We start from the raw sequence: 13346 nt of genomic DNA on the forward strand, positions 1-13346 counted from the left end.
GCTTCCTGCTCCGGCGACCACCGAGCCACACCCTGAGGGCGAGTCGACGGCAGCGTCAGATGGGTATACGCGTCAGGTTCCGCGGCAGGGGCGCGCCCGCGCAGCCCGAAGAGGTGGCCTGCGAACGCGATGCCAGCCGACGGTATTGGAGGCACGACATGGTGCCAGCTTTGCCGCGCTGACACAGCCAGCGGCCGATGGCGTACTGCCGCAGTCGGCTGATTTGCGGAAACTGGGCGCACAACTTGCTATCCTGCAAGCAGGAGGCCAGTTCATGCAGAAATTTGATGAGATGTACGCCATGCTGCCTTTCGATGGCAGCGACGTGCGAGAACACTACAAGCGCTACGCGCAATGGCTGTCCAGGCAGCCGGTGGACGTGATGCAGGCCCGCCGGGCCGAGGCGGAGATGATCTTCCGCCGCGTGGGCATCACCTTTGCCGTCTACGGCGCCAAGGACGAGGACGGCGCCGGCAACGAGCGGCTCATTCCCTTCGACCTGATACCGCGCATCATCCCCTCGCACGAGTGGGCCAGCATGCAGCAGGGGCTGGTGCAGCGGGTCACGGCGCTCAACCGCTTCATCCACGATGTCTACCACGGGCAGGACATCATCCGCGCCGGCATCGTTCCGTCCGACCTGGTGCTCAACAATGCCCAGTACCGGCCCGAGATGGCGGGCGTGCAGGTGCCGCAGAACATCTATGCGCACATTGCCGGCATCGACATCGTGCGCGCCCCCAACGCCCAGGGCGAAGGCGAGTACTACGTGCTCGAAGACAACCTGCGCGTGCCCAGCGGCGTGAGCTACATGCTGGAAAACCGCAAGATGATGATGCGGCTCTTTCCCGACCTGTTCAGCCTGCACAAGGTGGCGCCCGTGGCCCACTACCCGGACATGCTGCTCGAGACCCTGCGCGCCAGCGCCCCCGCCACGGCCGATGAGCCCACGGTGGTGGTGCTCACGCCCGGCATGCACAACAGCGCCTACTTCGAGCACGCCTTCCTGGCGCAGCAGATGGGCGTGGAGCTGGTCGAGGGCCAGGACCTGGTGGTCAAGGACCGCTTCGTCTACATGCGCACCACGCGCGGCCTGCAGCGCGTGGACGTGATCTACCGCCGCGTGGACGACGATTTTCTCGACCCGCAGGTGTTCCGCCGCACCTCCACACTGGGCTGCGCCGGCCTGATGGAGGCCTACCGCGCGGGCAACGTGGGCATCTGCAACGCCGTGGGCACGGGCGTGGCCGACGACAAGTCGGTCTACCCCTATGTGCCCGAGATGATCCGCTTCTACCTCGGCCAGGAGCCCATCCTGAAGAACGTGCCCACCTGGATGTGCCGCAAGCAGGACGACCTGCAGTACGTGCTGGACCACCTGTCCGAACTGGTGGTCAAGGAAGTGCACGGCGCGGGCGGCTACGGCATGCTCATCGGCCCGGCCGCCACCAAGGCCGAGATCGAGGACTTCCGCGGAGCGCTGTTGGCCAACCCGGCCGGCTACATCGCACAGCCCACGCTCAGCCTGTCGAGCTGCCCGACCTATGTGGACGCCGGCATCGCGCCGCGCCACATCGACCTGCGCCCCTTCGTTCTCAGCGGGCGCGACGTGCAGATGGTCGCCGGCGGCCTCACGCGCGTGGCCCTGCAGGAAGGCTCGCTGGTCGTCAATTCATCACAAGGCGGTGGCACCAAGGACACCTGGGTGCTCGGAGAAGGAGGGACCGCGTAATGCTCAGCCGCACAGCCGATCACCTGTTCTGGATGTCCAGGTACACCGAACGCGCGGAGAACACCGCACGCATGCTCAACGTGAGCTACGAGACCTCGTTGCTGCCCCAGTCCGCCGCCGTGGCGCAGGAGGGGTGGGAGGGCCTGCTGTCCATCAGCGAGCTGATCCCCGCCTACACCGCCAAGCATGGCGAAGTGACGCCCGAGCGCGTGCTGCACTTCATGGTGCGCGATGGCGAGAACCCCTCGTCCATCGTCTCCTGCCTGCGCGCTGCGCGCGAGAACGCCCGTGCCGTGCGCGGTGCCCTGACCACCGAGATCTGGGAAACGCAGAACCAGACCTGGCTGGAGCTGCAGCGCCTGCTCAAGGGCGACGCCTTCGAGCGCGACCCGGGCCAGTTCTTCGAGTGGGTCAAGTACCGCTCGCACCTGTCGCGCGGCGTCACCCTGGGCACCATGCTGCAGGACGAGGCCTTCCACTTCCTGCGCATGGGCACCTTCCTGGAGCGCTCGGACAACACCGCGCGCCTCTTGGATGTGAAGTTCCACGCCGTGAAGAAAGACTTCTTCGGTCGCGCCAGCGAGCGCAACCAGGAGAACGACTTCTACCACTGGAGCGCCATCCTGCGCAGCGTCTCGGCCTTCGAGGTCTACCGCAAGGTCTACCGCGACGTGATCACCCCGGGCCGCGTGGCGGACCTGTTGATCCTGCGCCGCGACATGCCGCGCTCGCTGCATGCCAGCATGCGCGAGGTGGTGGACAACCTGGCCGTGCTCGCCAACGACCATTCGTCGGAAACCCAGCGCCGCGCCGGCCGCCTGCTGGCCGACCTGCAGTACGGCCGCATCGACGAGATCCTGTCGACCGGGCTGCACGCCTTCCTCACGCAGTTCCTGGACCGCGTGAACGACCTGGGTGGCGGCATCAGCCGCAACTTCCTGGTCGCGACGGGGGATTGAGGCAGCCCTGCCGGGTTGGTTTCAGCCGCCCGGTTCCACAGGCGGCCCACCCCAGTGGGCCGCCACCACCGACTGCACCTGCGCCACGGCCGAGTCGCGCAGGGCGTCGGTGCGCCAGCCCAGTTCCACCGCATAGCGCGGCATGGCCACGGGGCAGGGCAGCACCACCAGTCCGGCCAGGCGCGCCATGGCATGCGCGGCATGCGCAGGCACCGTGGCGATGGCATGCGTTCCTTTGAGCAGGTAGGGCAGGGCGGCGAAGTGCGTGGTCGAGGCCACCACGCGGCGCTTGTGGCCCAGGGCGGCCAGCACCTCGTCCACCACGCCGATGAAGCCGCCCGATGAAATGAGGACGTGGTCGCGCGCCACGTAGTCCTGCACCGTGAGCCTGGAGGGCGCCTTGCGCCGGCCCGCTGGCGCATCCGCCACGCAGGCATAGCCGCCTTCGCCGAGCACCCGGTGGCTGAGCCAGCGCGTGGCAAAGCCGCCGGCCGTGATGGCCAGGTCGATCTCGCGCGCCATCAGCATCTCGGCCACGATCTGGCTGTGCGTCTGCCGGAACGCCAGGCGCAGCCCCGGCGCGTGCTGCGCCATCAACTGCACCAGCCACGGGCCCATGGCGATCTCGAAATCGTCCGACAGGCCCAGCACCACCGAGCGGCCCTGGTAGCGCGCCGCGATCGAGGTGCCCAGGGCCAGGCTTTCGCGGCATTTGTTCAGTGCCTCACCGATCACCGGCCGCAGCTCCTGCGCGCGCAGCGTGGGCGCCAGGCCGCGGCCGGTGCGCGTGAACAAGGGGTCGCCATAGACCTTGCGCAGCCGCCCCAGCGCCGCGCTCACGGCCGACTGGGTGAGCGACAGGCGCAGCGCGGCGCGCGTGGCACCCCCTTCTTCGTACAAGGCTTCAAAGACGCGCAGCACGTTCAGGTCGAATCCGATATCAATGTCATTCATATCTTTCAGCAATGGAGCGGCGTTGATTCATCTTATCGGTGCGGCAACACTGGCGCATCTGCAATCAACGGAGTTCATCCATGGCAATTTCCACCGTCGCCGCCCTGCAAATCGGCTCCTCGCCCGAAGGCACGGCCCAGACGCTGGCCAACGTGCTCGCATTCGAAGGCGAAATCCAGGATTCGGGCGCGCGCCTGGTCGTCATGCCCGAGGCGCTGCTGGGCGGCTACCCCAAGGGCGAGATCTTCGGCACCCGCCTGGGCTACCGCCTGCCCGAGGGGCGCGAGGCCTTTGCGCGCTACCATGCCAGCGCCATCGACGTGCCCGGCCCCGAGACCGAGGCACTGGCAGGCCTTGCGCAGCGCACGGGCGCCATGCTGGTGCTGGGCGTGATCGAGCGCGCGGGCAGCACGCTGTACTGCACGGCGCTGTACTTCGATCCCGACAAGGGCCTGGTGGCCAAGCACCGCAAGCTCATGCCCACCGGCACCGAGCGCCTGATCTGGGGCCAGGGCGATGGCTCCACCCTGCCGGTGGTCGATTCGGCCGTTGGCCGCGTCGGCGGCGTGATCTGCTGGGAGAACCACATGCCCCTGCTGCGCACCGCCATGTATGCCCAGGGCGTGCAGATCTGGTGTGCGCCCACGGTGGACGAGCGCGACATCTGGCAATGCTCCATGCGCCACATCGCGCACGAGGGGCGCTGCTTCGTCATCAGCGCCTGCCAGGTGCAGCCCTCGCCGCGCGCCCTGGGCATCGAGGCACCGGGCTGGGATGCCGACCGCCCGCTGATCCGCGGCAACAGCGTGATCGTGGGGCCGCTGGGCGACGTGCTGGCCGGCCCGCTGCAGAACAGCACCGGCCTGCTCACCGCGCAGATCGACGTGGAGGAGCTGGTGCGTGCGCGCTACGACTTCGACGTGGTGGGCCACTATGCGCGGCCCGACATCTTCACCCTGCAGGTAGACCGGCGTGCGCGCCAGACGGTGGCTTTCAGCGACTAGGACGAATCCTGCTCCACCGCCTGCCGCACCAGCGCCAGCGCCCGGGGCAGCTCTTCCAGCGGCACCGAGCCCAGCGCCACGCGCAGGGCCTGGGGCACATGCGTGGTGGTGGCAAAGCCTTCCGCGGTGGAGACCGTGACGCCGCGCTGCAGCAAGGTGGCTGCAATGCGGTCGGCCCGTTGGTCATCGCCCAGCGGCAGCCAGACGAAGTAGGAGTGCGGGTGGCGCACCAGCGGCAATTCCCCGAGCACCTCGGTGACCAGGGCCTGGCGCTGCGCGGTGTCGGCGCGTTTTTCGGCTTCCAGCCGGGCCACGGTGCCGTCCTCGATCCAGGCGCAGGCGATGGCGGTGAGCATGCCGGCCGTGTTCCAGGAGGTTGCGCGGATGGCGCGCTCCAGGGGCGTGATCATCTCCGGCGCGGCCGCGACAAAGCCGAAGCGCAGGCCTGTGGCCACGTTCTTGGACAGGCTGGAGACATACACCGTGCGCTCGGGCGCCAGCGCGGCGATGGGTACCAAGGCATCGCCGGCCAGGTAGGCGTACGGGGCATCCTCGATCACCAGCAGATCGTGCTGGCGCGCGATCATGGCCAGGCGCCCGCGCGAGCGCGCCGGCATCACGCAGCCCAGCGGGTTGTGCAGCGTGGGCATGGTGTAGATGGCGCGCACCGGCCGGGCATGGCACAGGCGCTGCAGCGCGTCGAGGTCCGTGCCCTCGGGGCCCATGGGCACGGGCGCCAGGTCCAGCCGCAGGCGCTCGGCCAGCACGCGAAAGCCCGGGTAGGTGAGGGCGTCCACGGCCACGATGTCGCCGGGCTGGAGCAGGCCCAGCGCGGCCACCGCCATGCCGTGCTGGGCGCCATTGACGATGAGGACCTGTTCGCCCGGCACCTTCAGCAGCCGCGACTGCAGGTGCCGCGCCACGATGGCGCGCTCGTGCAGGCGCCCGCCGTAGGGCTGGTAGTGCAGCAGAGATTCCAGGTCGCCCGAGGCCGCAAGCTGGCGCAGGGCCTCGCGCAATTGCTCGGCCTGCCCGGGCACGCTGGGGTTGTTGAACGACAGGTCGATGGCGCTGGCCTGCGGCGCGGTCAGGTCGGCGCCGGGGCGCGGGTACGAGGGGTCGCGCACGAAGGTGCCGCGCCCGGTTTCGCCCACCACCAGGCCGATGGCCTCCAGCTCGGCATACACACGGCTGGCCGTGCCCAGTGCCAGACCGTACTTCGCCGCCAGTGCGCGGTGCGTGGGCAGGCGGGTGGCGGGCCGCAGCCGGCCGGTGCGGATGTCGGCGGCCAGCGCATCGACCACGTGTTTGTACCGGACCAGGCCCATCGCAATCCCAGTGTATCTATGACAATTCTTTGATTGTACTAAGTGGCCTGCTTACGATGGCGCATCTTTCACCCCGTGAGCACACACCATGCGCATTGCCCTGCTGGCCTTTGACGGCTTCAATGAACTCGACTCCCTGATCGCCCTGGGCATCCTCAACCGGGTCAAGCGCCCGGGCTGGGAGGTGGCCCTGGTTGGCCCCGCGCCGCGTGTGCGCTCCATGAACGGCATCGTGGTCGAGCCGCACCATGCCTCGCTGGATTGGGCGCGGGATGCCGATGCGGTGCTGGTGGGCAGTGGCATCAAGACGCGTGAGGTGGTTGAAGACGCCGCGCTGATGGCGCAGCTGCAGTTCGACCCTGCGCGGCAGTTGCTGGGTGCCCAGTGCTCGGGGGCCCTGGTCCTGGCCAAACTGGGGCTCTTGGACAACGTGCCCGCCTGCACGGACCTGACCACCAAGCCCTGGGTGCAGGCCGCCGGTGTCACCGTGCTGGACCAGCCGCTGTTTGCCCATGGCAATGTGGCCACGGCCGGGGGCTGCCTGTCCTCGTCCTACCTGGCCGGCTGGGTGATTGCCCGCCTGGCGGGGGTGGAGGAGGCGGCCACCGCCCTGCATTACTTCGCCCCGGTGGGCGAAAAGGACGACTATGTGGCCCGCGCCATGGGCCATATCGAACGCTACATGCCTGTAGCCGAACCCGCCTGAGGCGGTTTCACTCCTGCGCGTTGCGTTTCTGGTCGCGCAGCATGAACAGGTACAGGCTCTCGACCTTCTCGCGTGCCCAGGGCGTCTTGCGCAGGAACTTGAGGCTCGATGCCACGCTCGGGTCGCTCTGGAAGCAGCGCACGGGAATGCGCTGGCCCAGTTCGTCCCAGCCGAAGTAGTCTGCCAGGGCCACCACCATGGTCTCCAGGGTCACGCCGTGCAGCGGGTTGCGCGGCTGGACCGGTTTGGCGGGCGCGGCTTCGGGTAGAGACCCAGATTCGGGCTCGGGGGTATCGGGGGCGTCGCTCATCCCCCAAGCATACCTTGGGGCATGGCGCGAAACGGCCCAGAGGCAGTCAGGTCGTGCGTTGCAGGTGCGAGTTGCGTTGCACCAGTTCGGCCGTCCAGTCCACGAAGGCCCGCACCTTGGCGCTCAGGTGGCGGTTGGGCGGGTAGACCACATAGATCGGCAGGAGCGCCTGTGTCCATTCGGGCAGCAGGCGCACCAGCGTGCCGTTCTCGAAGTGGCGCGTGGCCTGGACGCTGGTGATCTGCCCGATGCCCAGACCCGATACCACCGCCGTCACATAGGCATTGGTCTCGTTCACGCTGACCTGGTAGGGGCCGGTGATGTCCACCGACTCCTCGCCCCTGCGGAACTCCAGCGGGTAGTGGCGCCCGCTCTGGGGCGAGAAATAGACCACGATGGAGTGTTTTTCTTCGATTTCCAGCGGGTGCGTGGGTGTGCCGTGGCGTTCCAGGTACTCGGGCGAGGCCACGGTGATGAACTCCAGGTTGCCGATGCGCCGCGCCACCAGCGACTGGTCGGTCAGCTCGCCGCCGCGGATCACGCAGTCCACGTTGTCGCTGATCAGGTCCACCATGCGGTCGCTCACGCCCAGGTCCACCTGGATGTCGGGGTAGCGCGCATGGAACTCGGCCAGGTTGGGCAGGATGAGCAATTGCGCCATCGAGGTGCCCACGTCCACGCGCAGGCGTCCGCGCGGGTTGGAGCGGGCGTTGGTCATGCTCGCCTCGATGTCATCGAGGTCGGTGAGCAGGCGGATGGTGCGCTCGTAGTAGGCGGCGCCATCGGCCGTCACGGTGACGCGGCGCGTGGTGCGGTTGAGCAGCTTCACGCGCAGGCGCTCCTCCAGCGCCTGCACGTGCTTGGTCACCGTGGCCTTGGGCAGCGAAAGCGAATCCGCCGCCCTGGTGAACGTGCCGGCCTCCACCACCCGCACGAATATGCGCATGGCCTGTATCTGGTCCATGGGCTCTCCTTGTACTTTGTACTTGCACCCACCAGTGGGTGCAGGGTAATTCTCACACGCGGCCTGCGCGGGATTGTTGAGCTTTTGGAAACAGTGCAGTGGTGTTTGGCCTGTTTATCCGAAAGTCGCAAGGTACTACATTTCATCCATCGTCAATCCAATGGGTCCATGCCATGCAGCCCGATCGCTCGCCTTCCACATCGTCGCCTAGCCGTGCCGGAGCCTCCTCCAAGGCCCCTGGCGCCGCAGTGGGCGCCCCCCAGCGCACCGATGCCACCATTGAGGTGGCCAAGGGCGAAGAGGTGGCGGTGCGCGTCTACGGCCGCAAGCTGCCCGGCAAGCCTTCGCCGCTGGTGGTGCATTTCCACGGTGGCGCCTTCACCACGGGTGACCTCGATACCGGCTGCACCGTGGCCGACCTGCTGGAGCGGGCCGGCGCCGTGGTGGTGTCGGTGGCCTACCCGTTGACCCCGTTTCCCCAGCCCGTGAACACCGGCTACGGTGTGCTGCAATGGGCCTTCCGCAACCGCGTCAAGCTCGGCGGCCAGGGCGCCCAGATCTACCTGGCCGGCGAAGAGGCCGGTGGCAACCTGGCAGCGGCCGTCTCGGTGATGGCACGCGACCAGTCGCATCCGCCGCTGGCCGGGCAGATTTTGCTGTCGCCCATGCTCGACCCCTGCGTGGGCACGGCCTCGGTGCGCGAAGCCACGGGCGATGCCACCGGCTGCAAATGGACCGAAGGCTGGCGCAATTTCCTGCGCTGCCCGCGCGATGCCGAACACCCCTATGCCGTGCCCGCCACTGCACACCGCCTGGCGGGCCTGCCCTCCACCCTGGTGATGGTGGGCGATACCGACCCCATGCACGACGAGGCGCTGGCTTATGCCGCGCGCCTCGAATCCGCCGGCCTGCTGGTGCGGCGCCATGTGTTCCCCAAAGCCGGAGAGATGCCCGAAGCCCTGGAGGCCGGGTTGCGCGACTGCCCCTGCGCCGAAGGCGCGCTGGTGCAGATCCGGCAGTTTTTCGAGGACACCCGATGTCCGGCCCCCACCTGAGACCCCAGGGTTTGTAGGATGTGGTTGACCTCAACGTAAGTTGAGGTTCGATACTCCCGCCACCCCACTTACCGAGCCAGGCGCTCACCCTGCAAATTTCCGGCCATTGGCGCCGGAGGGGGAATGCTTTGCCCATGACTGGCCAGGAGCCGGTGCGAGTGCCGCCCGAGAGCGGTACGGACCGGCTGTTGCCCGCGTTTTTTTGACGATCTGTTTTTGCCCATTTCAACGACACGGAGGACTAGCCCATGAACACCATCCATCTGCAGGCCGCTGCACCCGGGAGCACTGCCACTGCCGACACCACCGCCGCCGCCTTGCGCAGCCGGTGTTGACCTTGCCACCGTGTCAGTGCCCAGACTTCGTCCGCTTCCATTCCATCCGATATTGAAAACCGCTGCGGGACCTGTTCCACGAGAACGGCCCCGCCACAGAAAGTGACCATGAACTTCCATCTTCCTTTCCCCAAGCGCCCCCTGGGCCTCGCCACCCTGGCCACGGCCGCCGCTGCCGTCGCGGCCTCCGCCGTGCTGGTGTTCCAGTCGCCCTCGGCCCAGGCCACGGCTGGTGCCGCACAGCCGCAGGCCGTGCCGGTCTCCGTGGCCGCCGTGCTGCAGCAGGACATTTCCCTGTGGGACGAGTTCTCGGGCCGGCTCGAAGCCGTGCAGCGCGTGGACATCCGCGCCCGCGTCTCCGGTGCCGTGCAATCCGTGCATTTCCGCGAAGGCTCGCTGGTCAAGCAAGGCGACCTGCTGATCACCGTGGACCCGGCGCCCTATGCCGCCGAAGTGGACCGCGCCGAGGCGCAGGTCGCCGCCGCGCAGGCCCGCGTTTCCTACACCCGCAGTGAGCTGGAGCGCGCCACGCGCCTGCTGCAGGAAAGCGCCATCGCCCAGCGCGAGCACGACGAACGCCAGAACGCCCAGCGCGAGGCCGATGCCAACCTGCGTGCCGCCCAGGCCGCGCTGCAGACTGCGCGCCTGAACCTCGGCTACACCCAGGTGCGTGCCCCCGTGGCCGGCCGCGTGGGCCGCATCGAGGTCACCCAGGGCAACCTGGTGGCTTCGGGCCCCGGCGCCCCGGTGCTGACCACGCTGGTCTCGGTAAGCCCGATCTACGCCAGCTTCGATACCGACGAGCAGGTGGTGGTGAAGGCCTTGCAGGACCTCAAGTCCGGCACCAGCGCCCGCACCCTGATCGAGCGCATCCCCGTGCAGATGGGCACCGGCACCTCGGGCGGCACGCCGCACACGGGCAAGCTGCAGCTCATCGACAACCAGGTCGATGCGAAAAGCGGCACGGTGCGCGTGCGCGCCGTGTTCGACAACGAAGGTGGCGACCTCATCCCCGGCCAGTTCGCGCGCGTCCGCATGGGCCAGGCGCGCAGCTCGCAGGCCATCCTGATCAACGAGCGCGCCGTGGGCACGGACCAGAACAAGAAGTTCGTGCTGGTGGTGGGCGAAGGCAACAAGGCCGAGTACCGCGAGGTCACGCTGGGTGCGCCCATCGAAGGCCTGCGCGTGGTCACCTCGGGCCTGAAGGCCGGCGAGACCATCATCGTCAACGGCCTGCAGCGCGTGCGCCCCGGCGCCGTCGTCGCCCCGCAGTCCGTCCCCATGACCGCCAAGGCCGAGATCCCTGCCGCCGAGCGCAAGGAAGCCCGCGCCGCCAAGTCGCCTGCCGCGTAAGGGCAGTGAGCGCCCGCTGAAAGAACACCAGCCATGAATCTATCCCGCTTCTTCATCGACCGACCCATCTTCGCCGGGGTGCTGTCGGTGCTCATCTTCCTCGGGGGGCTGATCGCATTGCGCAGCCTGCCGATCTCCGAATACCCCGAAGTGGCCCCGCCCTCCGTGGTGGTGCGCGCCCAGTACCCGGGCGCCAACCCCAAGGTCATCGCCGAAACCGTCGCCACGCCGCTGGAGGAATCCATCAACGGCGTGGAAGGCATGCTCTACATGGGCAGCCAGGCCACGACCGACGGCGTGATGACGCTGACCGTGACGTTCGCCCTGGGCACCGACCCGGACAAGGCGCAGCAGCTGGTGCAGAACCGCGTCTCGCAGGCCGAGCCACGCCTGCCCGAGGAAGTGCGCCGCCTGGGCGTCACCACGGTCAAGAGCGCGCCCGACCTGACCATGGTCGTGCACATGGTCTCGCCCAATGGCCGCTACGACATCGACTACCTGCGCAACTACGCCGTGCTCAACGTCAAGGACCGCCTCGCGCGCATCCAGGGCGTGGGCCAGGTGCAGATCTTCGGCGGTGGCGACTATTCCATGCGCGTCTGGCTCGATCCGCAGAAGGTAGCGCAGCGCGGCCTCTCGGCCAGCGACGTGGTGGCCGCCATCCGCGGCCAGAACGTGCAGGCCGCCGCCGGCGTGGTGGGCGCATCTCCCGGCCTGCCCGGCGTGGACCTGCAGCTGTCCATCAACGCCCAGGGCCGCCTGCAGACCGAGGACGACTTCGGCGACATCATCGTCAAGACCGGCACCGACGGCGCGGTAACGCGCCTGCGCGACATCGCCCGCCTGGAACTGGGCGCGGCCGACTACTCGCTGCGCTCGCTGCTCAACAACGACCCGGCCGTGGGCATGGGCGTGTTCCAGGCGCCGGGCTCCAACGCCCTGGACATCTCGGCCAACGTGCGCAAGACCATGGAAGAACTGCAGAAGAACATGCCCGAGGGCGTGGAGTTCCGCATCGCCTACGACCCGACGCAGTTCGTGCGCGCATCGATCAAGTCGGTGATCCAGACCCTGCTCGAAGCCATCGCCCTGGTGGTGGTGGTGGTGATCCTGTTCCTTCAGACCTGGCGCGCCTCCATCATCCCGTTGCTGGCCGTGCCGGTGTCGGTGGTGGGGACGTTTGCCGTGCTGCACCTGCTGGGCTTTTCGATCAACGCGCTGAGCCTGTTTGGCCTGGTGCTGGCCATCGGCATCGTGGTGGACGACGCCATCGTGGTGGTGGAGAACGTGGAGCGCAACATCGAGGCCGGCCTGACCACGCGCGAGGCCACCTACCGCGCCATGCGCGAAGTCTCCGGCCCCATCATCGCCATCGCGCTGGTGCTGGTGGCCGTGTTCGTGCCGCTGGCCTTCATCAGCGGGCTCACGGGGCAGTTCTACAAGCAGTTCGCGGTCACCATCGCCATTTCCACGGTGATCTCGGCCATCAACTCGCTGACCCTGTCGCCCGCGCTCAGCGCACTGCTGCTCAAGGGCCACAACGAGCCCAAGGACGCGCTCACGCGCGGCATGGACAAGGTACTGGGCGGCGTGTTCCGCGGATTCAACCGCCTGTTCCATCGCGGCTCCGAGGCCTACAGCGGCGGCGTCAAGCGCGTCATCGGCCGCAAGGCGGTGATGCTGGCGATCTACCTGGCCCTGGTGGGCGCGACCTTCGGCCTGTTCAAGATCATTCCCGGCGGCTTCGTGCCGGCGCAGGACAAGCAGTACCTGATCGGCTTCGCGCAGCTGCCCGACGGTGCCACGCTGGACCGCACCGAGGACGTGATCCGCCGCATGGGCGACATCATGAAGAAGAACCCCAACGTGGAAGACGCCATCGCCTTCCCCGGCCTGTCGATCAACGGCTTCACCAACAGCTCGAACTCCGGCATCGTGTTCGCCACGCTCAAGCCCTTTGCCGAGCGCACGCGTGCCGACCAGAGCGGCGGCGCCGTGGCGGGCCAGCTGAACCAGTCCTTCGGCGAGATCCAGGAAGCCTTCATCGCCATGTTCCCGCCGCCACCGGTGGCGGGCCTGGGCACCACGGGTGGCTTCAAGCTGCAGATCGAAGACCGCGCATCGCTGGGCTACGAGGCCATGGACGGCGCCGTGAAGGCCTTCATGGCCAAGGCCTACCAGACGCCCGAGCTGGCCGGTCTGTTCACGAGCTGGCAGGTCAACGTGCCGCAGCTGTACGCGAACATCGACCGCACCAAGGCGCGCCAGCTCGGTGTGCCGGTGACGGACATCTTCGAGACGCTGCAGATCTACCTGGGCAGCCTGTACGCCAACGACTTCAACCAGTTCGGTCGCACCTACAGCGTGCGCGTGCAGGCCGATGCCGCCTACCGCGCCCGCAGCGATGACGTGGGCCTGCTCAAGGTGCGCTCCACTTCGGGTGAGATGGTGCCGCTGTCGGCGCTGATGAAGCTCGAGCCGAGCTTCGGCCCCGAGCGTGCCATGCGCTACAACGGCTTCCTGGCCGCTGACGTGACCGGCCAGCCCGGCCCCGGCGTCTCGTCGGGCCCGGCGCAGGACGCCCTCGAGCGCATCGCCGCCGTGACGCTGCCCAAGGGCATCAGCGTCGAGTGGACCGAGCGGTGC

11 protein-coding genes are annotated in these 13346 nt (G+C 68.1%); 7 read left to right on the plus strand and 4 right to left on the minus strand.

Translation table 11 applies throughout. From position 1 onward, the window contains the following. The first annotated feature begins 274 nt into the window (after positions 1-274). Both ACK59X_RS22870 and ACK59X_RS22875 read left to right on the plus strand, forming a co-directional pair. Entirely contained in the window at positions 275-1732 is a 1458-nt protein-coding gene (locus ACK59X_RS22870; protein ID WP_409960676.1) for a circularly permuted type 2 ATP-grasp protein, read from the plus strand. Further along, positions 1732-2691, plus strand: a complete 960-nt coding sequence (locus ACK59X_RS22875) for an alpha-E domain-containing protein (protein ID WP_409960677.1) — start codon at positions 1732-1734, stop codon at positions 2689-2691. The genes ACK59X_RS22870 and ACK59X_RS22875 overlap by 1 nt, the downstream gene beginning before the upstream one ends. Positions 2692-2712: 21 nt before the next feature. On the opposite strand, the gene ACK59X_RS22880 is transcribed toward ACK59X_RS22875, so the two are convergent. Continuing rightward, a complete protein-coding gene (locus tag ACK59X_RS22880) occupies positions 2713-3645 on the minus strand; it encodes a LysR family transcriptional regulator (protein ID WP_409960678.1) in 933 nt (310 codons plus the stop codon). Between the two features lie 80 nt (positions 3646-3725). On the opposite strand from ACK59X_RS22880, the gene ACK59X_RS22885 reads away from it, so the two are divergent. After that, positions 3726-4649 (plus strand): carbon-nitrogen hydrolase family protein, encoded by a 924-nt coding sequence (locus ACK59X_RS22885; RefSeq protein ID WP_409960679.1) that lies wholly within the window; start codon positions 3726-3728, stop codon positions 4647-4649. Here the strand turns inward: ACK59X_RS22885 and ACK59X_RS22890 are convergent. Continuing rightward, positions 4646-5977: a PLP-dependent aminotransferase family protein gene (locus ACK59X_RS22890; RefSeq protein ID WP_409960680.1), complete on the minus strand. Its 1332-nt coding sequence runs from the start codon at positions 5975-5977 to the stop codon at positions 4646-4648. The genes ACK59X_RS22885 and ACK59X_RS22890 overlap by 4 nt on opposite strands. An 88-nt stretch (positions 5978-6065) precedes the next feature. Here ACK59X_RS22890 and ACK59X_RS22895 point away from each other — a divergent pair, with 88 nt between their 5' ends. After that, positions 6066-6683, plus strand: a complete 618-nt coding sequence (locus tag ACK59X_RS22895) for a DJ-1/PfpI family protein (RefSeq protein WP_409960681.1) — start codon at positions 6066-6068, stop codon at positions 6681-6683. A gap of 7 nt (positions 6684-6690) precedes the next feature. On the opposite strand, the gene ACK59X_RS22900 is transcribed toward ACK59X_RS22895, so the two are convergent. Then, positions 6691-6993, minus strand: coding sequence for a VF530 family DNA-binding protein (locus ACK59X_RS22900; protein ID WP_409960682.1), 303 nt, complete (start codon positions 6991-6993; stop codon positions 6691-6693). A 46-nt stretch (positions 6994-7039) separates the two neighbouring features. Further along, positions 7040-7957: a LysR family transcriptional regulator gene (locus tag ACK59X_RS22905; RefSeq protein WP_409960683.1), complete on the minus strand. Its 918-nt coding sequence runs from the start codon at positions 7955-7957 to the stop codon at positions 7040-7042. Positions 7958-8130: 173 nt separating this feature from the next. On the opposite strand from ACK59X_RS22905, the gene ACK59X_RS22910 reads away from it, so the two are divergent. The 3 genes from ACK59X_RS22910 to ACK59X_RS22920 form a co-directional block, all read left to right on the plus strand. After that, complete coding sequence (locus ACK59X_RS22910) at positions 8131-9012, plus strand: alpha/beta hydrolase (RefSeq protein WP_409960684.1); 882 nt, start codon at positions 8131-8133, stop codon at positions 9010-9012. Between the two features lie 443 nt (positions 9013-9455). After that, positions 9456-10700 carry an efflux RND transporter periplasmic adaptor subunit gene (locus ACK59X_RS22915; protein ID WP_409960685.1) on the plus strand — a complete coding sequence of 415 codons (1245 nt, stop codon included), beginning with the start codon at positions 9456-9458 and terminating at the stop codon, positions 10698-10700. Between the two features lie 33 nt (positions 10701-10733). Then, positions 10734-13346 (plus strand): efflux RND transporter permease subunit (locus tag ACK59X_RS22920; RefSeq protein WP_409960686.1); only part of this gene is annotated, 2613 nt, incomplete at its 3' end.

Source organism: Acidovorax sp. (assembly GCF_046339755.1).
Classification (GTDB): Bacteria; Pseudomonadota; Gammaproteobacteria; order Burkholderiales; family Burkholderiaceae_C; genus Acidovorax.